Origin of the sequence: Burkholderia sp. 28_3 (genome assembly GCF_003253915.1) — a bacterium.
In the GTDB taxonomy this organism is placed as follows: Bacteria; Pseudomonadota; Gammaproteobacteria; order Burkholderiales; family Burkholderiaceae; genus Burkholderia; species Burkholderia cenocepacia.
Genome location: NZ_QKZF01000021.1, coordinates 31,963 through 58,449, shown reverse-complemented (window position 1 = coordinate 58,449; position 26,487 = coordinate 31,963). Strand labels below are relative to the sequence as shown.

Below are 26,487 nucleotides of genomic sequence, written 5' to 3'. Positions count from 1 at the left end.
CCGCCGCGATCGTTTTCGGCCCTTACTGCGGCCCGAGTTCCTGCGCGGACGTATCGGCGTCGTTGCCCTGGGCGACGAGCACGTGAATGTCGTTCGGCGTCACGTCGCCGACCCCGCCCGACGGGATCGTCAGCAGCAGCCAGTCGGCGTTGTTGCCGATGTTGACCGGTGCGGTCTTGAGGATCGGCGACTTGCTGCCGGCCGTCGTGACGACCACCTGGTAGGTGCCGCCGTTCAGGTAGACCGAATCCTGTGTCGTGGCCGGGACGGCGTTCTGGTAGGCCGCGCCCGCCATCGTCGGGCTGACCGTCGTGATGTCGGTGCCCGGCGCGACGACGTACACGTCGACGTTCTGCGCGTTCGGCGATGCGTTGAAGCTGCGCACGCGCGCCTTGTCCGACAGCAGCCCCTTGTCGTACGGGTCGTCGATGACGGAGATCAGCGACGTCGTGCTCGGCAGCGCGATCGTCGTGTAATGGTGACCGTTCGCCGCGCTGAACGATTGAGACGCGACGGTCGAGGTCGTGCCCGACACGTCGTAGCTCGCGGTCTGCGTGCCCGAATCGATGTCGTGATAGCGCGTCACGCCCTTGTAGGCGACACCCGACTGATCGACCTTCGCATTCAGGTAGTAGTCGAGGTTCGGGCCGGCCGGCACCGCGTTGATGAAGCGCGCCTGCGGCTTCGAGATGCCGAGTACGGTCCCGGCGTCGTCGCCGCCGCCGCATGCCGTGAGCATGGAAATGACCGAGCACAGGGCCACTATCGTTCGTATTGATTTCATGTCGTCCTCTCGTTCAGGAAACCTGCATTGCGATGCGGGACCGCCGCGCAGAGAACCGCGCGGAGCGCAGCGCCGGTTGGAAGGAAGATGCTGTCCGCCGGATGGCGGGCGCGGGGATGACGCAATCGACGTGCCTGTGCGGCGCAAAAACCGGCGAACCACGGCGGCGTGGGGCAGGCAGCGCGCACGCGCCGCGATGGCGGCGTGCGCGGGAGGACGTGGGGAGCGTGGGAGCAGACCGCGCGAGCGGCGCGGTTGTAAAAAGGGAGCGTCGCGCGCGCGGCGCGAGGCGTCAGCGGTTCACGAGCCGGGCCGGGTAGGCGAGCGCGAGTGCGCAGCCGACCAGCATGCATGCGGCAAAACCATACAAGCCCGCGCTTTGCGAATGGAACGTATCGCGCAGCCAGCCGATGAAATAGGTGCTGCCGAAGCCGCCGAGGTTCGCGATCGAGCATGCGAACGCGATGCCGCCGGCGGCGGCCGAGCCCTTCAGGAACGTCGACGGCAGCGCCCACACGACCGGCATCGCGGCGGCCGCGCCGGCGTTGATCAGCGAGAACAGCAGCACCGTGCCGAGCGTGCCGTGCGACGACGAAGCCGCGATCGCCAGCGCGACGGCCGACACCATGAACGGTACGACGATATGCCAGCGGCGCTCGCGCGCGCGGTCGGAGCTCGCGCCGCAGTACAGCGTGGCGAGCACGGCGGCGGCGTTCGGGATCACCATCAGCCAGCCGATGTGATACGCGTCCTTCACGCCGGTGTCGCGCAGGATCGTCGGCAGCCAGAAACTCACCGCATACAGGCCGAGCAGCACGCACAGGTCGATCAAGCCGAGCGCCCACACCTTCGGATCGGAGAACGCCTTGCCGAGCGCGTGGCTCTTGTTGCCGGACGGATCGGCGTCGAGATTCGCGCGCAGCACCCGCTTCTCGTCGGCGTTCAGCCATTGCGCGGATTCGATGCCGTTGGGCAGCCAGCGCAGCACCGCGAAGCCGAGCAGCACCGACGGCAGCGCCTCGAGCAGGAACAGCCACTGCCAGCCGCCGAGCCCGTGCGCGCCGTCGAACGCCCGCATGATCCAGCCGGAGATCGGACTGCCGATCATGCTCGACAGCGGCAGGCCGACCATGAACAGCGCGACGATCCGCGCGCGGCGCGCATCGGGATACCACTGCGTCAGGTACAGCAGCACGCCCGGCAGGAAGCCGGCTTCGGCGGCGCCGAGCAGGAAGCGCACGATATAGAACTGCATCGGCGTGTGCACGAACATCGTCGCACCCGACAGCAGACCCCACGTGATCATGATCCGCGCGATCCACAGCTTCGCGCCGACGCGTTGCAGCACCAGATTGCTCGGGACTTCGAACAGGATGTAGCCGGCGAAGAACAGGCCGGCGCCGAGGCCGTACACGGTGTCGCTGAACTTCAGCGCATCGAGCATCTGGAGCTTCGCGAGCCCGATGTTGATGCGGTCGAGATAGGCCGCGAAGTAACACAGGCAGAAGAGGGTGATGAGGCGCAGCGTGACCTTGCGATAGAGAGTGCCGTGCAGCGCGTCGTCGGGGGAAACGGCGGCGCTCGGGTGTGCGGTAGACATGGGACTGCCCCTGTTCGAGTGTGACGGATGAATGGGTGGCTCGATCGACGCGAGCGGACGTTCCGCTGCGCACTGGAGTCTGTATATCACGTCAAATACGTAGCGTACACACTAGAAAATACCGAAGTGCACAGGCATGGATATGTCCGCCGGAAAGCAAGCGTTTGCATGAGAAAAGGCCGTGTTTTCAAAGGGGTTTTGGCCGATATGGAGCGTGCGCTGAAAAGGTCGGTTCATCGCGGGAGGTATGCACGAAATTCGTGCGTATGCACTCAAAATTGAAGTGTGTGCACGAAGATCTGCCGCAGCACGCGAGCGCATGTCCGGCAGGCGCTGCGACGGTGCGCGACCCGGCCGGCGCACCGATGCGATGGTCGGACGCATCGCCGCGATCGGGCGGTCGTCACGCGCGACTTGCACGCGATGCCGCGAATCATGATGCACCGCAATGACGCGCCCGGCCGGTCGCCGGTCGCACCGATTTGAGGGTGTACACTGCTTGTCTTTCATTTGCATGCAGGCGTGGGCCGGCACTCTCATGGCGTCTTCCAAGGATTCGTACGATTTTCACGACCAGGTCGGGCATCTGCTGCGCCGCGCGTATCAGCGGCACGTTTCGATTTTCCAGGAAGCGATTCCCGATTCGGATCTCACGGCCGCGCAGTTCGTGACGCTGTGCGCGGTCAAGGAGCGGCAGGCGTGTTCGCTGAACGACATCGTCAAGGCGACCGCAATCGACCAGGCGACGATTCGCGGCGTCGTCGAGCGGCTCAAGACACGCGCGCTGATCGAGGTGTTGCCCGACCCGAACGACGGCCGCAAGCTGATCGTGCGCGCAACCGCGGCCGGCCTCGCGCTGATCGACCGCACGGTGCCGTTCGCGCGGCAGGTGACGGAACGCACGTATGGCGCGCTCAATCCCGGCGAGCGGGTCGCGCTGCAGTTCCTGCTGCGCAAGATGATGGAAGAAGACGGCGACGCGTGACGGGTGACGCGCGGCGCGGGCCGCCCTACGTCGCGCCCGCGGTGACCGATGCGCGGGCCGCCTCCGCGCTCATCAGCCGGCCGGCGTCGCGCAGCGCGGCGCGCACCGTTTCCGGCGTGAACGGCGGGGCGTAGAACCGTACGCCGGTGGCATCGAACAGCGCGTTCGCGACCGCCGCCGGCCCCGGCACCGATGCCGATTCGCCCGCACCGAGCGGCGGTTCACCTTGCCTCGGCATCAGCACGACGTCGACGTCCGGCACTTCCGCGAACGTCAGGATCGGGTAGCTCGCCCATTCGCGCGACGCGACCTTGCCGTCCGCGAACCGCACGCGTTCCTTCAGCGTGCGACTCAATACCTGGATCACGTTGCCGTGGATCTGGTGGCGCACGCCATCGGGGTTGATCATCGTGCCCGTGTCCTGACCGACCGTCACGCGCTCGATACGAATCTCGCCCGACACGCGATCGACGCTCAGGTCGACGATCCACGCCGACCATGCCGCGCCGAAACCGGGGAAGCGGCTGTGCACGTAGCGCGCATACGCGATCCCGCGGCCATGCACGAGCCGCGATGCGTCGCGTTCTTCGCGTTCGTTCGTCGGGCGCGGCGCGCGCGGCATCCAGCCCGCGCGGTCGGCCACTGCCTGCAGCAGTTCGGTTGCGCGCAGGTCCTGCAGATGGCGCAGCCGGAACGCGAGCGGATCGACGCCGGTCAGCGCCGCGCATTCGTCGACGAATGCATCGTGCGCGAACGAATTCGGCAAGGCCGATACGCCGCGCAGCCACGATGCGCGCACGAGCGGCGCGAGATCCTCGCAGACGAAGCGCCGATGCGGGCTCGCATACGGCGACACGGCCGTGCGGTCGCCCATCTCGAACACGCGCGGCTCGGGCGCGATCGCGCCGGTCAGCAGCGCCGCGAGCAGCGGCGCGTCGTTCGACGGGTAGCGTGTCGTGAAGTCATAGCCGAGCAGGCGGCCGTCGCGCGTGACGGTGCCCGTCACCTGCATCGACTGGCCCGCGCCTTTCGGTTCCCACAGATGTTCGTCCGCGCGCGACAGTTGCACACGCACCGGGCGGCCGACCGCGCGCGACAGCAGCAGCGCGTCGCCGCACACGTCGTCCGCGCCGTTGCGGCCGTAGCAGCCGGCCGCTTCCATCCGCACGATGTCGACATCGGCTTCGTCGCGCGCGACGAGCGTCGCGAGGTCGTAGCGCAGCGACACGGGATTCTGCGTGCCGGACCACACGGTGATGCGCCCGTCGCCGGGCGCGCGGTAGTCGGCGAGCGCACAGGACGGGCCGATCGACCCGTGCATCTGGAACGGCCACGCGTAAGTACGCGACAGCGTGAGCGTGTCCGGTTCCGATCGCGCGGCGTCGACGTCGCCTTCGTCGAGCAGCACGCGCCGTCTGGCCGGCGCGGCGGCGATCGCGGCGGCCGGTTCGTCGAGCGGCGGCAGCGCGGGCAGCGGCCGCCACGTCACGCGCAACTGGCGCGCGGCGCGGATCGCCTGCTCCTCGCGCTCGGCGACCACGCCGACGAAATCGCCGAGCACGACGACGGCCACGAGCCCCGGCACGTCGGCTACCGACGCGCGATCGACGTCCAGCAGCGACGTGCCGACGAACGGGCCGCTGTCGTGGCCCGCGTACGGCGGCCGTACGACGCGGCCGTGCAGCATGCCCGGCACGCGCATGTCGTGCACGAACGTGAGCTGGCCGGTCGCCTTCGCGGGCAGGTCGACGCGCGGCGACGCGCGGCCGACGATTCGGTATCGAGCAGGGTCCTTCGTGCGGGCATTCAGGTCGAGCGTCAGCGCGATCCGCCGCGCGGCGACGAGCGCGGCGAACGTGATCGCGTGTCCCTCGGCGGAAATCGTTCCGTCGTCGATGTCCAGCCGCGCCGTGTCGACACCGAACCGCTCGGCGGCGAGCGCGAGCAGCGCGTGACGGGCCTGCGCGGCCGCGCAGCGCAGCGGCGTCGCGGCAATCTGGATCGTCGCGCTCGCGATGGTCGGGCCCTGGTTCGGCGTCGCGGCCGTGTCGCCGAGCACCATCGTCACGCGCGCGGCCGGCACGTCGAGTTCCTCGGCGACGATCTGCGCGAGCGACGTGCGGATGCCGGTGCCGAGATCGACGTGTCCGTTGAATGCGAGGATGCGGCCGTCGTCGAGAATCGCGACGAAGACTTCGGGCAGCGCCGGCACGTAGGACGACAGGCTGCCCGGCTGGCCGGGCGCCGGCTTCACGGGCGGCGCGGGCGGCCGGATCACGGTCAGGCAGCCGGTGCGCGCGAGCAGTTCGGAGCGGTTCACGGGGAGAGGTCCTGTCGAGGGCGGCGTGGCCGGCGGGTGATGGCGTCGGGCAGCGTGCGGGGCGGCGGCGCGCGTGAAGTCAATCTAGGCCGCCAAAAGCGCAGCGTCAATCGCGGGCGGCACACCCGCGCCGCCCGCGATGCGTCGCGACTCAGCGTGCGCGGGCCTGCACGGCGTCGATCGCCGCGATCGCATCGTCGAGCGGCATCACGGCCGCATATTTCTGCTGCATGTCGAACAGGTTCGCGTCGTGCGGCGCGATCGCGCGATCGCCGACGCAATCGGCGAGCACGAGCGGGCGGAACCCGTGCGACATCGCGTCGACGACGCTCGCGCGCACGCAGCCGCTCGTCACGGCGCCCGCGACGAGTAGCGTCTGCACCGCGCGCTGCGCGAGCCACGGCGCGAGCTGCGTGCCGAAGAACGCGGACGGCACGGTCTTGCGCACGACCAGTTCGCCCGGCGCGGGCGTGAGTTCGGGCACGATCGCGCTGTTCGGATGATGCTCGGTCAGCGTCGCCATGCCGGGCACCTTCAGCGAGAACACGTTGTCGTCGCTGCCGTCGTCCGCATACACGATGCGGCTGTGCGCGACCGGCCAGCCGCGTTCGCGCGCGAGCGCCAGCGCATGCGTGGTGCGCGCGATCGCCGGCGCGATGTTGCCGCCGCCGAAGGTCGCGGGATCGGCGAAGCCGACCACGAAGTCGACGATCAGCAGGCCGAGGTTGCCGTGCGGCGGCAGCGGCGTGCCGAAACCCTGCTGGCGATACACGTTCGCTTCGGCGTGACGGGAAAGATCGTTCATGGTGTCGGGCTCGTCGGTATCAGGCGGGTTGGTCGGTCACGCGGCCTTCGCGCACGACGGTCTCGCCGTCGAGCTCGACCGTGCAGCGGCGCAGCGGGATGTCGATATGACAGGTGGTCGTGCGGCTGCCGCCGCCTTCGTTGTTCGGGCCGAGCGAGAACAGGAAGTTGCCCTCGAACGCGCGCGCGTCCATCCCGATCGTCGCCTCGCGGTCGTACAGCCCGAGCGTCGACCAGCGCGCGCGCGGCTGCAGTCCCCAGCCGACGTGCGAGATCGCATAGCCTTCGGGGTCGGCGAACGTGTCCATGTAGTCGCGCAGCAGGTCGGCGTCGACGCCGCCTTCGATGCGCGTCGCGTAACCGTCTTCGACGGTCAGCGCGATCGGCTCGCGCACGTAGTGCTTCTGCGGCAGCAGGATGTCGCCGCGATCGATCACGATCGTGCCGCGCGCGGTGCGATCGTTCGGATAGGTCAGCGCGAAGCCGCTCGGCCAGTGATCCCAGCGGCCCGGCGCGTCGACGAAGCCGTATTCGGCGGTCGGCGGGAACTCGCCGAGCGGGCACACGAGCGCGGTGCCGGCCGCCGAGCTCACGCGCATCTCGCGCGCGGCGGCGATTTTCTTCGATGCGGCGAGCACGCGCGTGCGGTCGGCCAGGGTCGGCACCATCCGCACCAGCACTTCGGGCGGCTCGACCGCGAGCAGGATCTTCGTGCCCGATTTCAGGATGTCGTGCTGCTCGGGCGAGAACAGCAGCGTCATCAGGTCGAGCACGAGGTCGCTCTCGCGCAGCGCGGCGATCGCGGCGCGGTTGCCGGTCAGCGGCGTCGTGCCGAGGTAGGCGAGCGGGTCGCGGCTGAATGCCTTGTCGCCGTTGACGGGCGGCAGGTCGAGCCGGTTGACGATCGCGCCGAGCGACTGCGTCGCGATCAGCGCGCACGACAGCGTCTGCGGATGGGTGGCCGCGCTCGTCAGGATCGTGACGGTCTGGCCCGGTTCGAGGCGCGACAGCGTGAGGACCTGCTTCCACGCGTCGATCAGTTGGGTATCGCTGACTGGCATCGTCGGCTCCGGTAAAGGCGTGAAGGAAAGCGGCGGACGCCGCGCTCAGGGCGCGAGCGGCGCGCCGAGGAAGTCGCCGAACGCCGCGTAGAAGCCCGCCGCGTTGTCCCACGGGATCATGTGGCCGGCGTCGGGCACGCGCACGTGCCGCATCGTCGGCGTCGCGCGCTGCAGCTCGGCGACGTCGTCGTCGCGCACCACGTCGCCGCGCTCGGCGGTGATCAGCAGCGACGGCACGGCCAGTTGCGCGGCATCCGCGTGGAAATCGTCGGTGTGGAAGCCTTCGTACGACGTGCGCACCGCGCGTTCGTCGCAGGTGTGCAGCCATTCGGCGCGCAACTGCAGCTCGGCATCGGTCCAGGTCGGGCAGAACGCGCGCATGCCTTCGGCGTCCGTGCCGGCACGCGCGAGCGCCATCGAGTCGATGTACCACGGCAGCTTGCCCGGGTAGTCGCGGCGGTTCGGGCCCGAGACGGGCGGATCGACCAGCACGACGGAGGCGAGCCCGCGGATGCCGCGCCGGGCCGCGCGCGCGGCGATCCGCGCGCCCATCGAATGGCCGACGAGGCTCGTGCGCGGCAGATCGAGCGCGGCGACGAGCGCCGCGACGTCGTCCGCCTGTGCATCGAGGCTGTAGTCGAGCGACGGCGACGCGTCCGACAGCCCGCGGCCGCGCACGTCGAGCACGTAGGTGTCGAACGCCGCGCCGAAGGTTTCGCCGACGAAGCCCCACGTGATCGCGGGGCTCGTGATGCCGGGAATCAGCACGATCGCCGGTCGCGACGCGCGCGCGCCGGTCGCGCCGCCGTAGCGCAGATAGTGCTGGCGGATGCCGTTGGCGCGGACGTTCGCGCCGTACAGGAAAGTCGAGGACATGAAGATGCTCCGAAGTAGCGGCGGCGCTCAGTACGCGCCGGACAGCAGCGCGCCGGCGCCCGGCACGACCGGTTCGAGATCGAGTTCGCGCAGCATCGCGTAGGTGGTCGCGATCGCCGCGGTGATCACCGGCTTGCCCGTCATCGCCTCGACCTTCGCGACGGCGGGCAGCGACGGCATCTGCACGCACGCGGACAGCACGATCGCGTCGGCGTCCTGGTACGGCAGCGTCTTCACGATGTCGGGCAGGCGCGCCGGATCGTGGCGGCCGACGTCGAGGTTGTCGGGGATTTCCAGCGCGCGGTACGCGAGCACGTCGAAGCCTTCGTTGCGGATGTAGTCGACCACCAGCTCGGTGAGCGGCAGCATGTACGGCGCGACGACGACGATGCGCTTCGCGCCGATCACCTTCAGCGCGTCGACCAGCGCGCCCGCGCTCGTCAGCACCGGCGCCTGCGCGCCGTTGTCGGCCGTGTGCTTCGTGAGGCGCGCCTGCGACACGCGGTGGTAGCCGTGCCCCATCGCCATGATCGCGACGAGGCACGCGTAGCCGAGCACGTCGACGCGCGCATCGCTCAGTTCCACCGCGCAGCGATCGGATTCGGCGTCCATCGCCGCGAGTTCTTCCTTGACGACCTTCTTCATCCGCATCCGGCTCGAGTGATACGTAAAGCGCTCGGGGCGGATCGCTTCGCGCAGCCGCAGCATCGCGGGAATTTCCGTTTCCATCGTCGTGTTGGAACTCGGCACGATCTGGCCGATGCGGTAGGTCTTGCTCATGACGGGAGGCTCCGTGTCGGTAAGGAGGGGGCGGCACGCTGGCGCGGGATCGCCGGATGTTGGGCAAAGTCTAGTGTGTACATTTGAAAATGGCAATGGATCAAAATGACGTTCGACACGGCTGGATTGTTGTTGTGCGCGGGATTTTGTAGGTTTATTAGTGTTTTCCCGAATGTGTCGATGTCGATCAATAATCCGCTTGTCCTGAATAAATTGAGTGTGTACGCTACATAAACGCCATTCAATCCGCCCGTCCTCGCACCGTGTTCGGCAACGGGCCACCCACGATCAGGAGATCCGCATGAGCAAACCCCGTATCGCAATCATCGGCGCCGGTCTCGGCGGCACGGCCGCGGCTGCGCTGCTGCAGCGCGGCGGCTACGACGTCGCGCTGTACGAGCAGGCGCCCGCGTTCTCGCGCCTCGGCGCGGGGATCCATCTCGGCCCGAACGTGATGAAGATCATGCGGCGCATCGGCTGCGAGGACGCGCTGGAGACGATGGGTTCGCATCCGGATTTCTGGTACAGCCGCGACTGGCGCACGGCCGACGTGCTGTCGCAGATTCCGCTCGGCGACTACGCGCGCAAGACTTACGGCGCGCGCTACCTGACCGTGCATCGCGGCGATTTCCATGCGCTGATGACGCAGGCGGTGACGCCCGGCACGATCCGCTTCGGCAAGAAGCTCGCGGCGGTGGAGGACACCGGCAGCGACGTGCGCCTGACGTTCGCCGACGGCAGCGTCGAGACGGCCGACATCGCGATCGGCGCGGACGGCGTGAATTCGCGCATCCGCGAGCACCTGCTCGGTGCGGAACCGCCGCGCTACACCGGTTACGTCGCGCACCGCGCGGTGTTCCCGGCCGCGCTGCTCGGCAACAAGCCGTACGACATGTGCGTGAAGTGGTGGTCGGAGGATCGCCACATGATGGTCTACTACGTGACCGAGAAGCGCGACGAGTACTACTACGTGACCGGCGTGCCGCAGGCCGAGTGGCCGGAAGGCGTGTCGATGGTCGACAGCAGTCGCGACGAGATGCGCGAGGCGTTCGCCGGTTTCCACGCCGACATCCAGCATTTGATCGACGTCTCGCCGTCGATCACCAAATGGCCGCTGCTGGAACGCGATCCGCTGCCGTTGTGGAGTCGCGGCCGTCTCGTGCTGCTCGGCGACGCGTGCCATCCGATGAAGCCGCACATGGCGCAGGGCGCGGCGATGGCGATCGAGGATGCGGCGATGCTCGCGCGCTGTCTCGACGAGGTCGGCATCGGCGACCATGCGGGTGCGTTCGCGCTGTACGAGGCGAACCGTGCGGCGCGCGCGTCGAAGGTGCAGCTCGTGTCGCACAACAACACGTGGCTGCGCACCAACGAGGATCCGTCGTGGGTGTTCGGATACGACGTATTCGACGTGCCGCTCGAAGCGCCGTCGCGCAGCAACGTGGCGGCCGCGGCCTGACGCGCGGCGCCCGCGCCGGCCGGCGCCGTGCAGCCGCCTCGCCGGTGCGGGGCCGATGCGCCGCAACGCACGCATTTCGGCGTGTTATATGTCAGGCGCGCGCCGACAAGCGCCAGCCGGCGGCCGTGCCCGCCGCCGGCCGACTCGGCCCGCATTCTGCATTCCGGATCGATCAATGTCCCATCCCGCTTCTCCGCCGCGGCCGCTGGCGTTTCGCGTGAACGGCGCGCCGTACACCGTCGCCGACGCCATGCCCGACACGCCGCTGCTGCTGGTCCTGCGCAACGACTGCGCGCTCAATGGCCCGAAATACGGCTGCGGGCTCGGGCAATGCGGTGCGTGCACGGTGCTCGTCGACGGGCAGGCCACGCGTTCGTGCGTCGTGCCGGCCGCCGCCGCGCACGGACGCGACGTCACGACGCTGGAAGGGCTCGGGTCGTGCGACGCGCCGCATCCGATCCAGCGCGCGTTCATCGACGAGCAGGCCGCGCAATGCGGGTATTGCCTGAACGGGATGATCATGAGCACGAAGGCGCTGCTCGATCGCAATCCCGCGCCCGACGATGCGGCGATCCGGGATGCGCTGCGCTTCAACCTGTGCCGTTGCGGCACGCATCTGGAGATCATTCGCGCGGTGCATCGCGCCGCACGCTATCTGCGAGGCGGCGATGAAGCATGACGCAGGTTTGCCCGTGGCGCCGGCGCGCGTGACGGAACCGGCGCCGCCCGATGACGCGGCCGCCGACGCATCGCGCCCGCATCGCGCGCGCTACGCGTGGCCGATCGGCGCTGCGTACACGCATGCATCGTTCGATATCGAAACACGGACCGCGCCCGACGGCCGGATGACGACCTGGCGCTATCGCGCGCAGGCGGCCGGCGCGGGCGGGGACGATGCTCGCGGTGTGGACGAGCGTGCCGGGCGCGGCCCCGCATCGCCATTCGTCTACCGGCACGCGCAGACGTCGATCGAACTGGCCGATGAAGATGGCGCGATTCCCGGTCACGCGCACGTGTTTGCCCGCGAGTCCTTCGTCGACGAACTCGCGGGCGCGTTGCGGCGCGACCCGGTCGCGTTGCGGTTGCAGCATCTCGATGCCGAGCGCGATGCGGGGCCGCGCGAAACGATCCGGATGGTCAGCGAACGCGCCGCCTGGGGCGTGCCGGCTGCGGCCGGGGCGAACGCGGCGTCGCGTGTCAGCGGTCGCGGTTTCGCATTCGATGGCGAGCGTGTCGATGCGCACGCAACCGCATCCGGCGACGATGCCGACCATGACCGCGATTCGCGCTGGTCCGCGTGGGTCGTCGATCTCGACGTGGACTGCGCGACAGGCGATGTCTCGGTGCGGCGCGTGGTGGCCGGGCAGGGCACCGGCGAGCCGGGCGACGCGTCGCTGGCCGGCCTGCCCGCGTGGCAGATCGAGGCCGCGATTTCCCGCGTGATGGGCGCACGGTTGTCCGCGCGGCCCGCGCACGACGAGACCGGTGCCGGCGAGCGGGCCGACGCGATCGCGCACGAACTGATTGCAGTCGACGCGGCCGCGCGTCGCGCGCACGGCGACCTGTCCGAACACGATGCGCGGCGGATCGAACAGGCGGCCGCGCCGGCCGCTGCCGCGATCGCGAATGCGCTGTACGACGCGACGGGCGTGCGGTTTCGCGCACCGCCGTTCGATGCCGCGCACATTCGCGCCGCGCTCGCGCAACCGGTGCCGGTCGATGCCGGCGACGGCCGGCAAGCAGCCCCGCGCCGCGCGTCGCGCTGGCGCCGCTGGCTGGCCGGCGGCGGCGCGGGCGGGGTGGTCGGCGGGCTGATCGGGCTGGCGTGCGCGATCCTGCCGGGCCCCGCGCCGATCGCGCCTGTTGCGTCGATGGCGCCCGGCGGCGCGGACGGCGCGACGTGGAGCGCGGCGATGCTCGAACGCGGCCGCCAGGTCGCGCTCGCCGGCGATTGCGCGGTATGCCACACGGCGCCCGGCGGCGCGACCAACGCGGGCGGCCTCGCGCTCGATACGCCGTTCGGCACGATCTACACGACGAACCTCACGCCCGATCCGGACACCGGCATCGGTGCATGGTCATACCCGGCGTTCGCCCGCGCGATGCGCGAAGGCATCTCGCGCGACGGTTCGCACCTGTATCCGGCGTTTCCGTACACCGCATTCGCGAAGCTGAGCGAGCCCGATCTGCTCGCGCTCTATGCGTACCTGATGTCGCAGCCGCCGGTGAAGCACGTGCCGCCGAAGACGAAGCTGCCGTTCCCGCTCGACCAGCGGCGGCTCGTGGCCGGCTGGAACTGGCTGTATCACGACGCGCGGCCGTTTGCGCCGGACCCGGCGCGTTCGGCGATGTGGAATCGCGGCAAGTATCTGGTCGACGGCGCCGGACACTGCGGCGCCTGCCATACGCCGCGCAACGCGCTCGGCGCGGAGAAGGGCGGCCTCGCCTACCTGTCGGGCGGCGAAGCGGAAGGATGGGTCGCGCCGCCGCTCGTCGCGTCGCCGGCCGCGCCGGTGCCGTGGACCGAAGGCGCGCTGTTCGACTATCTGCGCACGGGGTTCTCGGCGCAGCACGGCGTCGCAGCCGGGCCGATGGCGCCCGTCGTCGCGGGGCTCGCGGCGCTGCCCGAGTCCGACGTGCAGGCGATCGCGCACTATCTGGCGTCGCTGTCGCCGCCCGTCGATGCGGCGGTCGCCGCGAACGCGGCCGCCGGCCACGCGCGCGGCGCCGACACCGTCGCGACGCTCGGCCTCGAGAACGGCCGCCGCGCATTCGACGCCGCGTGCGCGGTCTGTCATGCGGAATCGGGCGGTGTCGGGCATTTCGGCGTGCGTCCGCTGATGGGGCTCAACACGAGCGTCAGCCAGGCGACGCCGGACAACCTGCTGCGCGTGCTGCACCACGGGATCGACCAGCCGGCCACCGACCGGCTCGGCTACATGCCGGGCTTCGGCGATGCCTTCGACGATCGGCAGATGGCCGAGCTTGCCGCGTACATCCGCGCGCGCTACGCGCCGGGGCAGCCGGCGTGGCGCAACCTCGCGGAAGCATCCGCTCGAATCCGTCAGGCGGATGCACATTGACCGTCGCGCCGGCGTGAGCGGCCGCGCCGGCGGGCATGCCGGGCGAAATGACCTGACGAACGAAAACGATGGCCGGCGAGGGCTGTAATTCTTGCCAGATTTGGCCATCGTTTAACCATTCGAAACAATGTGTTCACCGAAAGGGGCATGATCTCCGGCGATCGAGCAGGCATACTGTCGCCTATGTTGTTCAATGCACGCCGACCGGCGTGCGCCTGCCCTCCATGTCCATTCCAGTCTCTTTTCGAACCCTGCGATGGTTGACCATTGCGGCTGCTGCATGCTTGCTCGCCGCGTGTTCGACTGCTTCCGACGTGACCGCGACGTCGAACCCGAACGTGTTCACCGTGACGACGCGCACGATCGGCGTGTCGACGACGTGGGCCGACGCCCACGAGAAGGCCGTCAACGAAGCCACCAACTACTGCACGCAGCGCGGGATGCGCGCAAGCGTGAAGCAGGAATCGCTGACCGGCGGCCGCCGCGTCGACGCCCGCTCCGAACTCGCGTTCGAGTGCCATCCGACCTTCGAGACGGCGTCGAACCCGCGCGGTTGACCGACCGGCGGCATGACGCCGCCGCCCGCGTTTTTCTTCCCCCGCCGGCAAACCGACCCGCGATGCCGTTCCGGCCCATCGCGGGTCGACGCACGTCCGGCGTCGGCCGGGCAGGTCAGGCCGGCTGCGCCTCGTACAGCTTCACGCACGCGGAGAAGTCGAGCGTGCCGAGCCCCTGCTGGCTCATCGACTGATACAGCTGCTGCGCGAGCGCGCCCATCCAGACCGGCTGATGCGCGCTGCGCGCGGCTTCCGTCGCGAGCCCGAGATCCTTCAGCATCAGGTTCGCAGCGAAGCCGCCCGCATAGCCGCGTGCGGCCGGCGCCGTGTCGCTCACGCCCGGATACGGGTTGTACGCGTCCGAACTCCAGCAGCGGCCGGTCGACGTGTTGATGATGCCGGCCAGCACGGCCGGTTCGATGCCGAGCGCGGCGCCGAGCGCCATCGCTTCCGATACGCCCATCATCGAGATGCCGAGCAGCAGGTTGTTGCAGATCTTCGCGATCTGGCCGGTGCCGGTGCCGCCGCAGTGCACGACGTTCCGGCCCATGTCGAGCAGCACCGGGCGGATGCGCTCGAACAGCGGCGCGTCCGCGCCGACCATGAAGGTCAGCGTGCCGGCCTGCGCGCCGCCCGTGCCGCCCGACACGGGCGCATCGGCGAGCGGGAAGTCGCGCTGCGCGGCGGCGTCGGCCACCGCGCGCACGGTGCCCGGATCGATCGTGCTGCAGTCGATCAGCGTCGCGCCGGCGCGCGCGCCGGCCAGCACGCCGTCGTCGCCGAGGTAGACGGCGCGCACGTGCTGCGCGGCCGGCAGCATCGTGATGATAAACGAGCCGCGCGCGGCGGCTTCACGCGGCGACGCCGCTGCCGTCGCGCCGGCGCGCACCGCGGCGTCGACCGCGTGCGCGTCGAGGTCGAACACCGTCAGCGCGTGGCCGGCCTTGAGCAGGTTGGCGGCCATCGGGCCGCCCATGTTGCCGAGTCCGATGAATGCGATTTCCATGTGCAGGCTCCTCGTGCTCGGCATCAGCGCAGCGCGATCGTCGTGTTCACGCCGCCGGCCGTCGCGTCGTCGTCGAACCAGCGCGCGGTGACCGTCTTGGTCTGCGTGTAGAACTGCACGACCTGCTTGCCGTACGGGCCGAGATCGCCGAGCTTCGAGCCGCGCGAACCGGTGAAGCTGAAGTAGGGCACCGGCACCGGAATCGGGATGTTGATGCCGACCTGGCCGATGTCGATCTCGCTCTGGAACTTGCGCGCGGCCGCGCCGCTCTGCGTGAACAGACCCACGCCGTTGCCCATCGGGTTGCGGTTGACGAGCGCGATCGCGTCGTCGAGCGTGTCGGCTTCCAGCACGACCACCACCGGCCCGAAGATTTCTTCCTGGTAGATCGACATGTCGGTCGTCACGCCGGAGAAGATCGTCGGGCCGACGAAGTTGCCGTGCTCGTAGCCGGGCACCTTCACGTCGCGGCCGTCGAGCAGCAGCGTCGCGCCTTCCTTCACGCCGGCGTCGATCAGCGACAGGATGCGCGCCTTCGCCGCCTTCGACACGACCGGGCCGACGTCGGTGCTGGCTTCCGCGCCCGCATTGACCTTCAACGCCTTCGCCTTTTCGACGAGATCGGGCAGCCAGTCGCGCGCCTGGCCGACCAGCACGACGACCGACGTCGCCATGCAGCGCTGGCCGGCCGCGCCGAAGCCCGCGCCGACGAGTGCGTTGATCGACTGCTCGCGATGCGCATCGGGCAGCACGACCGCGTGGTTCTTCGCGCCCATCATCGACTGCACGCGCTTGCCGTGCTGGCTGCCGAGGTTGTACACGTGCGTGCCGACGCGCGTCGAGCCGACGAACGAGATCGCCTTGATGTCCGGGTGCGTGCACAGGCGGTCGACCACCGTCTTGCCGCCGTGCACGACGTTCAGCACGCCTGGCGGCACGCCGGCTTCGATCGCGAGTTCGACGAGCTGCATCGTCGACAGCGGGTCCTGCTCGGACGGCTTCAGCACGAACGTGTTGCCGCACACGATCGCCATCGGGAACATCCACAGCGGAATCATCCCGGGGAAATTGAACGGCGTGATGCCCGCACAGACGCCGATGGGTTGGCGCAGCGTGTAGGTATCGACGCCGCCCGCGACGTTCTCCGCGAATTCGCCTTGCTGCAGCGTGCCGATCGAGCACGCGTGCTCGACCACCTCGAGGCCGCGGAAGATGTCGCCCTGCGCGTCGGGCAGCGTCTTGCCTTGCTCGGCCGTCAGCGTGTGCGCGATGCGTTCGAGATTGCGGCGCACGAGATCCTGGAACTTCAGCATGATGCGCAGCCGCGCGCCGATCGGCGTCGTCTTCCAGGTCTGGAACGCGCGCTGCGCGGAGGCGATCGCGGCATCGACCTCGTCGAGCGTCGCGTACGGCACGCGGCCGATGACTTCCTGCGTCGCGGGGTTGACGATGTCGCCCCATTCGGCGCTGCGCGAATCGACGAACGCGCCGTCGATCAGCAGCTTGGCGGTGGGCAGGGCGAGGGTGGTCTGGGGAACTGCGGCGTTCATGGAACTCTCTCCGGGAAACGGTGGTGCGAAGCAAAAGGGTGGCCGGCGTCCGCCGCGCGTGCGGCGACGGCGGACGGCAGGTCGAACTGAAATCGAATGAAGGCGGGCGGTGCGCTACGCGCGCGCCGGTCGCATCAACGCGGTGCACATGAGCGCGAACACGCCGAAGCCGACGAGGTACGCGATCACGTAGTGCGGCTGGCCGCCGCCGGCCTTGAGCAGCGACGTCGCGATCATCGGGGCGAAGCCGCCGCCGATCACGCCGGCGAGCTGCACGGACAGCGAGATGCCGCTGTAGCGGATTTCCGCCGGGAACTGCTGCGCGAACAGCAGCGATTCCGGCGCATAGAGGATCGGGAACACGACGCCGAGGCCGAGCACGATCGCCCACCATGCGGTCGACGTCTGCTGCGTGCCGAGCATCATGAAGAACGGCGCGGCGAACGCGCACATCAGCACGAGGCCGATCGCGAACATCCGGCGCTGGCCGATGCGGTCGCTCAGATGCCCGCACAGCGGCATCGTGACGAGCGACAGCGCCGCGCCGGCCGTGATCGCGTGCAGCATCTCGGCCTTCGGCAGATGCAGTTGCTGCGTCGCGTAAGCGAGCGCGAACGTGACGACCATGTAGAACCAGGTGTTCTCGGCGGCGCGCGCGCCGACGATCGTCAGCACCTCGCGCGGATGGCGGCGCAGCGCGGCCGTCACCGGCGATTTCTCGGCCTTGCCCTGCTTGCGGACCTTCTCGAAGTCGGGCGATTCCGGCACCTTCGCGCGGATGAACCAGCCGAGGCCGACGAGCGCGATGCTCGCGAGGAACGGCACGCGCCAGCCCCACGACAGCATGTCGGCTTCCGGCAGCGCGGCCACCGCGGCCATCGCCACCGACGACAGGATCAACCCGAGCCCGACGCCCGTCTGCGGCAGGCTGCCGAACAGCCCCTTGCGGCCCTTCGGCGCGTGCTCGACGGCCATCAGCACCGCGCCGCCCCATTCGCCGCCCACCGCCATGCCCTGCAGGAAACGCATCGCGATCAAGAGCGCGGCGGCCCAGTAGCCGATGCTGTCGTACGACGGGATCAGCCCGATGATCATGCTCGGCACGCCCATCAGCAGCAGCGTGATCATCAGCATCGACTTGCGCCCGATGCGGTCGCCGAAGTGGCCGAACACGATGCCGCCCATCGGCCGCCCGATGAAGCCGACCGCGAACGTGCCGAATGCGGCGAGCGTGCCGACGACCGGGTCCAGCGACGGGAAGAAGATGCGGTTGAACACGAGCGCGGCGGCCGTGCCGTAGAGGAAGAAGTCGTACCACTCGATCGTGGTGCCGGCCATGCTGGCCCAGCCGGCCAGCAGGTAGTGCTTCGCGGTGCGCTCGGGCGCCGGCGTCGCGATGGTCGCATGCTCATCGAGGGTGGATCGCGTTTGCATGGTGTCTCCGTGGTGGTGCCGCGGTTCATGGTCCGCAGGTCACGGTCGAGTATAGTTATGCGCAGATTCATGATGTACCGATAAAGAAACCGGTTGGATGTGCATTTATGCATATCGACGGCCGGCCCGGAGACGCCCGCCTTTTTCCTTCGCCGATGCGACATGCCACCGAGCCGGTTTCCGGCAACCTGAACTGGGACGACCTGCGCTTTTTCCTCGAGGTCGCGCGCACGCAGCGCGCGAGCGGCGCCGCGAAGCGGCTCGGCGTCGACTACACGACCGTCGCACGGCGCATCCGCGCGCTCGAGGCCGCGATGGGCACGCTGCTGTTCGACAAGTCGCGCTCCGGCGGCTTCACGCTGACGGCGGAAGGGCAGCGGCTCGTCGCGTATGCGGATGCGATGGAGACGACCGTGCAGTCCGCGTGCGACCAGGTCGCGAACACCGGCGAGGCGCTGTCGGGCCACGTGCGGATCGGGTCGACCGAAGGGTTCGGCTGCTTTTTCCTCGCGCCTCAGCTCGCGCGGTTCCGCGCCGCGCATCCGCACGTGACGGTCGACCTGCTGCCGGTGCCGCATTTCGTCAACCTGCCGAAACGCGAGGCCGATCTCGCGATCACGCTCGAGCGGCCCGAGCGCGGGCCTTACGTGGTCACGAAGCTGTGCGACTACCAGTTGCGGCTCTATGCGACCCGCGACTATCTGGCGAACCATGCGCCGATCACCTGTACGGACGATCTCGCGCAGCACGCGTTCATCAGCTACGTCGACGATCTCGCGTTCAGCAACGAACTGCTGTACCTCGACCGCGCGGTGCCCGGCGCGACGGCCGGCTTGCGCACGACCAGCGTGATCGCGCAGGTTTTCGCGGCGCTGCAGGGCGGCGGCCTGGCGATCCTGCCGTGTTTCATGGCGGCCACGCAGCCGGCGCTGGTGCCGGTGCTGCCGAACGACGTGGTCGTCACGCGGTGTTTCTGGCTGACGTGCCGCGAGGATCTGCGCAAGCTGCGGCGCGTGACCGCGCTGTGGGATTACCTGCGCGCGGCGGCCGATGCGAACCGCGCGTTGCTGTCGGGAGAATCGGGGACGCTGCGATTCGTCGGCGAGCAGGAATAGCGGTCGACGGGGATGTCGCGACGGCGACGCGACGATCGATCTGGATGACAAAACGGCCGGCGGCGCCTCGACCGGCTATCGGGGGAAAGGCAGATGGCTTTGACGCATGCGGGCAAGGTTTTCGTGGTGTGCGTGGTGGTATTCGGCGTGGTCGCTTACTGGCTCGCGTCGCGCATGGTGCGCCGCCAGACGGGCGGCAAGCGCGGCTCGGGCGGCGCGGTCGCGTTCTGGTGGCTCGTGTGTTTTTGCCTGGTGTCGCTGTTGTTCCCGTTCGCGTACTGGATCGGCGACGAGCTCTACGTGCTGACGGTGTCGCCGACATACGAAGCGACCGTCGTGTCCTACCGGTCCGAATGGGACACCTGCGAGCGCCGCGACAGTTCGGGGCGAACCTCGTCGTACCGGTGCATCAAGTACACGTCGATCCTGGAAGCCGTGATGCCGGATGGCGAACGCATCACGCTACCGGGCAACATTCGCTCGGGCGCCGTGCCCGATCTCGGCGAGAAGGTCGATGTCGTGTTGCCGCCGGGCGCGCAACAGCTGCACGAGCGCAGCGTGCGCAGTATCGGCCTGCTGGCGGGCGGCGCGGTGGTGGTCGCGATCATCGGCTATTTCGTCTACCTGATCGCGGCGTACGGGGCCGGGAAGAAGATCGACGGCGCGGCCCGCTTCGGCATGGCGGCAGTGCTGAACGGGCTCGTGCCGCTCGGTGCGCTGCTGATGGAAATGGCATTCCTGAGCGTGCCGTACCGCTACTGGGCGCACGGGAATCCGCAGCAATGGCCGGTGTGGGTGCTCGCGCTGAGCATGCTGTTCGCGCTGGCGCTGCTGCCCTTGCTGCTCGTCTATGCGCGCACCGCGTGGCGGGCGGTGGTGAAGTAGCGGAGGCGCGGCACGCCTGTGCCGTCATGTCCGCACCGACAGCCGAGAGGAGACGGTCGTGGAAATTCGTTCGCGGTGGACGTTCGAGTGCCGGCCCGAACACGTGTGGCCGCATTTCCTGCATGCGCGGATGGACGACACGCGGCCGCTGCTGTTTCGCCTCGATGCGCCGTTCCGCCGGCGCCGCCTCGCGGCCCGCCGTGCGCTGCGACGCGCACCGACCCCGGCCTTCAACCCGGGCAACCGAGCCGATCCGCGAGCTCGTTCAGATCCCTGACGTCGAAATCCCACGCATCGTCGGCTCGCAGGTCGGTCGTCTGGCCGGGCCCGTGCTCGGTCGGCCGCAGCACGAACGCGGTCGACAGCCCGAGCCCGCGCGCGGCCGCAAGATCGCCGTTGTGCGCGGCCACCAGGCACAGCTCGGCCGGTGCGAGGCCGAGAATCTTGACTGCTTCGGTATAGACCGCCGGCGACGGCTTGTACGCGCGGGCAACCTCGGCGCCGAGAATCGCGTCCCACGGCAGCCCGCCGTGTTTCGCGACGTCGACCATCAGCCGGATGTTGCCGTTCGACAGCGGCGCGATGATGTAGCGCTGCTTCAGCCGGTGCAGCCCGGCAACGGCATCGGGCCACGGATCGAGCCGGTGCCAGGCGAGATTGAGCGCGTCGATGTCGGCATCGGGCACGTCGTCGATCCCGAGGCGGTCGAGCGTGCGCACGAGGTTCTCGCGATGCAGCACGTCGAGCCGCACGTAGCGGCGGCGCCCGCTGCGGATTTCTTCCATCGACGGCGAATACTCGGCGCGCCACGCATCCGCGAACGCGAACGGGTCGAGCGTCGGCGCGTGGCGGTCCAGGAAGGCGGCGGCACCGCGTGCGACACCGCTTCTCCAGTCGACGATCGTTCCGAAGACATCGAAAACGAGCGCCTTGATTTCGGCAGGGTTCGTCATGGTGATCCAGTGAAGGTCGTTCGATGAGGGTTCACATCGCCGTGCCGCCGGATGGCGCGGCGCCGGTTCGATCGACATTGAATCACGGATACGACAACGCGGCCCGGAAGGCCGCGGTGCGGGGCTCGCGCGCCGGTCGCACGGGGCCGGCGAGCGGGGCGATGGCGCGCGGCGGCCGGACGGCACCGGCCGCCGTGCGCGCCGGGCCGGTCAGCTCTTGTCGTACGAGAACTGGATGCCGGCCGTGCCGCCGGTTTCGATGAACAGGTTCATGAACGCGGGCACGGTGGCGCTGCGCGCCCAGTCGCGCTGCAATTCGCAGAACAGCTGCGCGACGCTGATCATCTGGCCGCCGGCCTGCTCGATGCGGCGCAGCGCGGCTTCGTGCGCGGCGACCGACGTGCCGCCGACCGCGTCGACGACCACGTACACCTCGTAGCCGGCCTTCAGCGCGTCGAGCGCCGGGAACGTCAGGCACGCTTCGGTCCACAGCGCGGTCATGATCAGCTTCTTGCGGCCGGTCGCCTCGACGGCCTGACGGAACTCGACGTCCTCCCACGAGTTGATGCTCGTGCGGTCGTAGGTCGGATAGCCTTCGAGCGCCGCGCGCAGTTGCGGGATCGGCGGCTTGTTCAGCCCGGTCTTCACGTTGACGGTCGAGTGGACGATCGGGAGGTCGTACGCAACCGCCGCCTTCGATGCGCCGACGATGTTGTTGATCAGCAGTTGGCGATCCATCGACGCGATCGAGTTCACCTGGACCGGCTGGTAATCGATGACGATGAACGCGGCGTTCTGCGGGGTGAGCAGGTGGTCGTTCGCGGGGTCGCGAATCGGTTCGCTTGCCATGGTTGCCTCCAGAGACAGAGCAGGAAGTGAGGGGAAATCCCGAGGGTCCGGGGTCGGCGGCCGCGGTGTCGGGACACTCGCCGCGGCTGCACGCTCGCGCCGTCGCAAACGTCCGACGCCGGTTGCACGGCAGGCGTTTGCTCCAAGCTTAGTGAATCGTGCGGACGAGCGAGGCGGCCGGCTGAAAAAAATCCCGCTTGCCTCGACGACACCGATCCACGTCGAAACACGATGCTAAGCGTGCAACAACGGGTGTTCCAGTCCCTTAAAATGCCGTCAGTGTTCTATGGGTGGAACAATCATGGATGACCTGAACGACCTCTACTATTTCGTGAAGGTGGTCGAACACGGCGGCTTCACGCAGGCCGGGCGCGCGCTGGACGTGCCGAAATCGACGCTGAGCCGGCGCATCGCGGCGCTGGAAGCGCAGTACGACGTGCGGCTGCTGCAGCGCACGACGCGCCATTTCACGGTCACGGAAACCGGGCGCGAATTCTACGAGCGCTGTCTCGCCGTGCTGGTCGAAGCCGACGCCGCGCGCGAGGTGATCGAGCGCCGGCACGCGGAGCCGCGCGGCATCGTGCGCGTGAGCTGCCCGACCGCCTTGCTCGAATACCGCGTGAGCGCACTCGTTGCCCGTTTCATGGCGATTCATCCGCAGGTGCACGTGCACCTCGAGGCGACGAATCGCCGCGTCGACCTGTTGAGCGAAGGCTTCGACCTGGCGCTGCGCGTGCGCTTCCCGCCGCTGGAGGACAGCGATCTCGTGATGCGTGTGCTGGCCGACAGCCCGCAGCGGCTGGTGGCGGCGCCGCACTGGCTGGACGGGCGCGCCGCACCGTCGGACCCGGCCGGGCTGATCGGCGCGCCGAGCCTCGACTGGGGGCCGGCGCGGCATCACGTCTGGCAACTGGTCGGGCCGAACGGCGAGCACGCGCAGTTGCGCCATCACCCGCGCTTCGTGACCGACGACATGCACGCGTTGCGCGATGCGGCGATTCATGGCGTCGGCATCGTGCAACTGCCGTGCATGGTCGTCGAGGACGACCTGCGCGATGGCACGCTGATCGACGTGCTGCCCGGCTGGGCGCCGAAGGGCGGCGTGGTGCACGCGGTGTTTCCGTCGCGGCGCGGGTTGCTGCCGCGCGTGCGGCTGCTGATCGACTTCCTGGCCGAGCACATCCGGAAGGATTGACGGGCGGCGCGCGGCGCGGCGCCGCCCGCGCTCCCGTGCGTTCAGGTGGTCAGTGCCACTTGCGGATCTGCACCTGGACCTTCCCGTCGCGGATCGGCATCACGTCCGGGCTGTCGTCGCCGACCTCGCTGTCGATCAGGTCGTTCAGGCGGCCGTTCATCGCGAGCAGCAGCTCGCCGTGCCGCTTGCGGTCGATCGCGAGATTGCGCATCTCGCCCGGGTCGCTCGCGACGTCGAACAGCTCGACATCGTTGCGCGCGAACAGCGCGTCGAGCGTCGTGGGCCGGTTGAATTCGAGCGGCGAGAAATAGCGCGTGAAGCGGTAGCGGCCGTCGAACACGCTGCGGATCGTGCCGCGCAACCGGAAATCCGGCTGCTGCGCGAGCGCGCGGCGCAGCAGTTCGTCCTCCGGCACGCCTTTCTGCCGCAGCGTGCCGAGCTCCTTCAGCATCCATTCGCTGTCGTAGTACAGCAGCATCGCGTAGTTGAACAGCGTCGCGTCGCGCGCCGCGTGCCGTTGCGCGTCCGCCGGTTTCGCGAGCCAGCGCGTGAGGTCGTGCCCCTTCAGCGCGCTGCCGCGGATCGTCGCGAGCCGCGCATCGTCGAGGCCGGTGAGTCCGAGCAGCGTCGGCGCGATGTCGATGTGCGACGTCAGCGCATCGCACTGCATGCCGCCCGGATACGCGGGATGGCGGATCACGAGCGGCACGTGATTCTGCGGCTGGTAGGCCGCCGCGCCCTTGCCGACGAGCTGGTGCGCGCCGACGTGGTCGCCGTGGTCGGCCGTCATCACGACGATCGTGCGTTCGTCGAGGCCGAGCGATTGCAGCGTCTGCAGCAGGCGTACGACGTGCGTGTCGCAATCGCGGATGCAGTTGAAGTAGTTGTCCTGATAGAGGCGTACGCGTTCGTCGGTGAACGGGTAGCGTCCGACGAGGTTCGCATGCGCGGCGTTGAACATGCCGTGCGCGGGTGGCCGCCCCGGCTCGTCGTACGGCTGCCGCCGGGACGCGGCGAGCGGCACGTCGCGCCATGACGTGCGATACAGCGCATCGTTCGGCGGCGGCGCGTTGCCGAGCATCGGGTGGTTGGCGTCCTGCACCGTTGAGCCGTGCGTGTCGGTGTTCACGAACATCGCGTCGTGCGGGTTCACGAGATTCACCGCGAGGAACCACGGCTTGCCGTCCTGCGCGAGGCGCGGCGCATGGTTGCGCATCCAGCTCACCGCGGCCTCCGCCGTGAGCCCGTCGTACTGGTAGCCGCCGCGAACCATGCCGATCAGGTCACCCACGCCGAAATAGTCGTCGAAGCCGTACGCGCGGATCGTGCGGTTGTAGTCGGCCACGGGCGCCGTGTACGGGCTCGCGGTTTCGTGCATCGACGCGCTCAGGTGCCACTTGCCGAGATACGCGGCGTAGTAGCCGGCGTCGCGCAGCATGTGGCCGACCGTGCGAATGTCCGGCGACATGTCCTTTTGCCAGGGCAGGCCCGCGTTGTCGAGCACGCCGGTGTGCTGGATGTGCTGGCCCGTGTAGACCGTCGAACGCGACGGCGAGCACACGCATGCGGCGATCTGGTGGTGCATGAAGGTGATGCCGTCGCGGCGCAGCGCTTCGCGGCCGGGCACGGGGAACGGCCAGCGGTCGAAATGGCGTTCCTGGTCGGTCAGGATGAACAGGATGTTGTAGCCGGCGGGCGGCGCGGCAGGCGCGGTGGTGGCGCCGCGCAAGGCCGGCGCCGGATCGACGGCGGCGACCGTTCCGGTGCCGGCAGCCGGGTTCGCGGCCAGCGCATCGGCGCCGAAGCCGGCCGACGCGACGGCCGCACCGGCCAGCTTGAGGAACTGGCGTCGCGCGGTGGGTTCGGTGGCGGGGGTGTCCTGATCGTCTTTCACGTCGGCTGTCTCCTGTCATGCCGGCTCGTGCCGGGGGTTTTCATGCCGACGACTATGCGGCAGGATCGCGTATCGATCGATGAAAGATCAGGGTCGATCGATAACCTGCCGAACATGAATGACGGAGACGCCCGTGACCCTCGACCCCCACGGCTCGGCCGGCCGCACGCGACCGGACCTGCTCGCGCCGCCCGGCGCGCCGGCCCACGAGCGGCGCATCGCGCAGGCGCTGCGCCGGCTGCGCGTGCGCGACATGGAAACGCTCGATACGCTCGGCCGCACGCGCAGCTTCGCGCGCACGTCCGAGGCCGCGTCGATCACGCAGCCGGCGCTGTCGAAGTGGCTGCGCGAGCTCGAAGAGTCGCTCGGGCTGCCGCTGTTCGAGCGTACGTCGCGGCGGGTCGCGCCGACGGCGTACGGCGATGCGCTGCTCGAATGCATCGGCCGCGTGCTGACCGACATGCGCGGCGTCGCGCCCGCGTTCGACGCGTTGCGCACCGGCGCAGGCCGCCCGGTGTCGATCGGCCTGCTGCCGAACATGGCGCCGCAACTGATTCCGGGCGCGCTCGCGTGGCTGCGGGAAGCCGGCCGCCCCGTGCAGCTCAACGTGCGGGAAGACACGCTCGACCGGATGCTCGCGCAGGCGCAGCGCCACGAGCTCGACCTGCTCGTGTGCCGGCTCGACGCGTCGGCGTTGAGCGCGGGGCTCGCCGTCGCGCCGCTGTACCGCGACGACATGATCGTCGTGTGCGGGCCGCGCCATCCGTTGCTCGGGCGCGCACGGATCGGCTGGCGCGACGCGGCCGCGTTTCCGTGGATCGCGCCGCCGTCGGGTTCGCCCGCGCGCACGGCGCTCGACGCCGAGTTCGCGAAGGCGGGCCTGACGCCGCCGGCCGTGCTGATGGAGTCGGTGTCGTGGCAGACCAATCGCGCGGTCGCCGGCCAGTCGCCGTGCCTGTTCGTGCAATCGGCCCGCGCGTTCGACCTCGCCGCGCGGGCCGGCGAGCGCGTCGGCCGGCTGCCGCTGAAGCTGTCGACGATGCCGGAGACGGTCGGCGCGCTGTATGCGGCGCCCGCGAGCGCATCGGTCGCCGCCGCGATCGACGCGCTGAAGGCGGTGACGGGCGCGCATCCCGGCGCGGACGACCGGCCGGCAGCGGGGCAGGGCGCGGACACATTCTGACGGATCGTTGTCGGAGAAGGCGCGCGCGGCCTTCGTGCGCTGCAGCAACCGGTCGGCGAACCGGTCGCCGCCGGTGCGAGCCGCGCGGCAACCGAGCGTATCCCCTGATGCAAG

Annotated in this window: 22 protein-coding genes; 9 read left to right on the top strand and 13 right to left on the bottom strand. The window is 69.4% G+C overall.

The genetic code is table 11. The features are described 5' to 3' along the window. Positions 1-22 precede the first annotated feature (22 nt). Both DFS13_RS31270 and DFS13_RS31260 read right to left on the bottom strand, forming a co-directional pair. Positions 23-784 (bottom strand): DUF4397 domain-containing protein, encoded by a 762-nt coding sequence (locus DFS13_RS31270; protein ID WP_006491053.1) that lies wholly within the window; start codon positions 782-784, stop codon positions 23-25. 292 nt (positions 785-1,076) lie between these two features. Further along, positions 1,077-2,384, bottom strand: a complete 1,308-nt coding sequence (locus DFS13_RS31260; protein ID WP_006491056.1) for an MFS transporter — start codon at positions 2,382-2,384, stop codon at positions 1,077-1,079. A 538-nt stretch (positions 2,385-2,922) separates the two neighbouring features. Between DFS13_RS31260 and DFS13_RS31250 the strand changes: the two genes are divergently transcribed. Continuing rightward, on the top strand, positions 2,923-3,369 hold the full coding sequence (locus DFS13_RS31250) for a MarR family winged helix-turn-helix transcriptional regulator (protein WP_006491051.1): 447 nt from the start codon (positions 2,923-2,925) through the stop codon (positions 3,367-3,369). A 25-nt stretch (positions 3,370-3,394) separates the two neighbouring features. Here DFS13_RS31250 and DFS13_RS31245 read toward each other — a convergent pair whose 3' ends face one another. The 5 genes from DFS13_RS31245 to DFS13_RS31225 all read right to left on the bottom strand — a co-directional run bounded on the left by DFS13_RS31245 (position 3,395) and on the right by DFS13_RS31225 (position 9,210). After that, entirely contained in the window at positions 3,395-5,689 is a 2,295-nt protein-coding gene (locus DFS13_RS31245) for a molybdopterin cofactor-binding domain-containing protein (protein ID WP_111442544.1), read from the bottom strand. A gap of 151 nt (positions 5,690-5,840) precedes the next feature. Further along, a complete protein-coding gene (locus tag DFS13_RS31240; protein WP_006483545.1) occupies positions 5,841-6,494 on the bottom strand; it encodes an isochorismatase family protein in 654 nt (217 codons plus the stop codon). A gap of 19 nt (positions 6,495-6,513) precedes the next feature. Further along, entirely contained in the window at positions 6,514-7,554 is a 1,041-nt protein-coding gene (locus DFS13_RS31235; RefSeq protein WP_060212475.1) for a hypothetical protein, read from the bottom strand. Between the two features lie 45 nt (positions 7,555-7,599). Further along, the gene (locus tag DFS13_RS31230; RefSeq protein WP_006495203.1) at positions 7,600-8,430 is read right to left on the bottom strand and encodes an alpha/beta fold hydrolase; all 831 of its coding nucleotides are present in this window, start codon (positions 8,428-8,430) and stop codon (positions 7,600-7,602) included. Between the two features lie 27 nt (positions 8,431-8,457). Further along, entirely contained in the window at positions 8,458-9,210 is a 753-nt protein-coding gene (locus DFS13_RS31225; protein ID WP_006483547.1) for an Asp/Glu racemase, read from the bottom strand. 301 nt (positions 9,211-9,511) lie between these two features. On the opposite strand from DFS13_RS31225, the gene DFS13_RS31220 reads away from it, so the two are divergent. The 4 genes from DFS13_RS31220 (at position 9,512) to DFS13_RS31205 (ending at position 14,309) form a co-directional block, all read left to right on the top strand. Continuing rightward, the gene (locus tag DFS13_RS31220) at positions 9,512-10,669 is read left to right on the top strand and encodes an FAD-dependent monooxygenase (protein ID WP_006495202.1); all 1,158 of its coding nucleotides are present in this window, start codon (positions 9,512-9,514) and stop codon (positions 10,667-10,669) included. Between the two features lie 175 nt (positions 10,670-10,844). Further along, positions 10,845-11,348, top strand: a complete 504-nt coding sequence (locus DFS13_RS31215; protein WP_111442543.1) for a (2Fe-2S)-binding protein — start codon at positions 10,845-10,847, stop codon at positions 11,346-11,348. Then, positions 11,338-13,752 carry a cytochrome c gene (locus DFS13_RS31210; protein WP_111442542.1) on the top strand — a complete coding sequence of 805 codons (2,415 nt, stop codon included), beginning with the start codon at positions 11,338-11,340 and terminating at the stop codon, positions 13,750-13,752. The genes DFS13_RS31215 and DFS13_RS31210 overlap by 11 nt, the downstream gene beginning before the upstream one ends. 224 nt (positions 13,753-13,976) lie before the next feature. Continuing rightward, complete coding sequence (locus DFS13_RS31205; protein WP_034178297.1) at positions 13,977-14,309, top strand: hypothetical protein; 333 nt, start codon at positions 13,977-13,979, stop codon at positions 14,307-14,309. Between the two features lie 115 nt (positions 14,310-14,424). Here DFS13_RS31205 and mmsB read toward each other — a convergent pair whose 3' ends face one another. The 3 genes from mmsB to DFS13_RS31190 all read right to left on the bottom strand — a co-directional run bounded on the left by mmsB (position 14,425) and on the right by DFS13_RS31190 (position 18,299). Further along, positions 14,425-15,315 carry a 3-hydroxyisobutyrate dehydrogenase gene (gene mmsB / locus DFS13_RS31200; RefSeq protein WP_111442541.1) on the bottom strand — a complete coding sequence of 297 codons (891 nt, stop codon included), beginning with the start codon at positions 15,313-15,315 and terminating at the stop codon, positions 14,425-14,427. Positions 15,316-15,338: 23 nt separating this feature from the next. Then, positions 15,339-16,865 carry a CoA-acylating methylmalonate-semialdehyde dehydrogenase gene (locus tag DFS13_RS31195; RefSeq protein WP_111442540.1) on the bottom strand — a complete coding sequence of 509 codons (1,527 nt, stop codon included), beginning with the start codon at positions 16,863-16,865 and terminating at the stop codon, positions 15,339-15,341. Positions 16,866-16,979: 114 nt separating this feature from the next. Next, complete coding sequence (locus tag DFS13_RS31190; RefSeq protein WP_006485292.1) at positions 16,980-18,299, bottom strand: MFS transporter; 1,320 nt, start codon at positions 18,297-18,299, stop codon at positions 16,980-16,982. Between the two features lie 155 nt (positions 18,300-18,454). On the opposite strand from DFS13_RS31190, the gene DFS13_RS31185 reads away from it, so the two are divergent. Both DFS13_RS31185 and DFS13_RS31180 read left to right on the top strand, forming a co-directional pair. Next, a complete protein-coding gene (locus DFS13_RS31185) occupies positions 18,455-19,414 on the top strand; it encodes a LysR family transcriptional regulator (protein WP_012493251.1) in 960 nt (319 codons plus the stop codon). 93 nt (positions 19,415-19,507) lie between these two features. Further along, complete coding sequence (locus DFS13_RS31180) at positions 19,508-20,299, top strand: hypothetical protein (RefSeq protein ID WP_012493252.1); 792 nt, start codon at positions 19,508-19,510, stop codon at positions 20,297-20,299. Between the two features lie 230 nt (positions 20,300-20,529). On the opposite strand, the gene DFS13_RS31170 is transcribed toward DFS13_RS31180, so the two are convergent. Both DFS13_RS31170 and DFS13_RS31165 read right to left on the bottom strand, forming a co-directional pair. Continuing rightward, the gene (locus DFS13_RS31170; protein ID WP_111442539.1) at positions 20,530-21,252 is read right to left on the bottom strand and encodes a haloacid dehalogenase type II; all 723 of its coding nucleotides are present in this window, start codon (positions 21,250-21,252) and stop codon (positions 20,530-20,532) included. A 210-nt stretch (positions 21,253-21,462) separates the two neighbouring features. Beyond that, a complete protein-coding gene (locus tag DFS13_RS31165) occupies positions 21,463-22,101 on the bottom strand; it encodes a hydrolase (RefSeq protein WP_006483761.1) in 639 nt (212 codons plus the stop codon). Positions 22,102-22,402: 301 nt separating this feature from the next. Here DFS13_RS31165 and DFS13_RS31160 point away from each other — a divergent pair, with 301 nt between their 5' ends. Further along, positions 22,403-23,296, top strand: coding sequence for a LysR substrate-binding domain-containing protein (locus DFS13_RS31160; RefSeq protein ID WP_006483763.1), 894 nt, complete (start codon positions 22,403-22,405; stop codon positions 23,294-23,296). Positions 23,297-23,345: 49 nt separating this feature from the next. Here DFS13_RS31160 and DFS13_RS31155 read toward each other — a convergent pair whose 3' ends face one another. Further along, positions 23,346-25,190: a sulfatase-like hydrolase/transferase gene (locus DFS13_RS31155; RefSeq protein ID WP_060212462.1), complete on the bottom strand. Its 1,845-nt coding sequence runs from the start codon at positions 25,188-25,190 to the stop codon at positions 23,346-23,348. A 133-nt stretch (positions 25,191-25,323) separates the two neighbouring features. Here DFS13_RS31155 and DFS13_RS31150 point away from each other — a divergent pair, with 133 nt between their 5' ends. Then, complete coding sequence (locus tag DFS13_RS31150; RefSeq protein WP_111442586.1) at positions 25,324-26,373, top strand: LysR substrate-binding domain-containing protein; 1,050 nt, start codon at positions 25,324-25,326, stop codon at positions 26,371-26,373. Positions 26,374-26,487 lie beyond the last annotated feature (114 nt).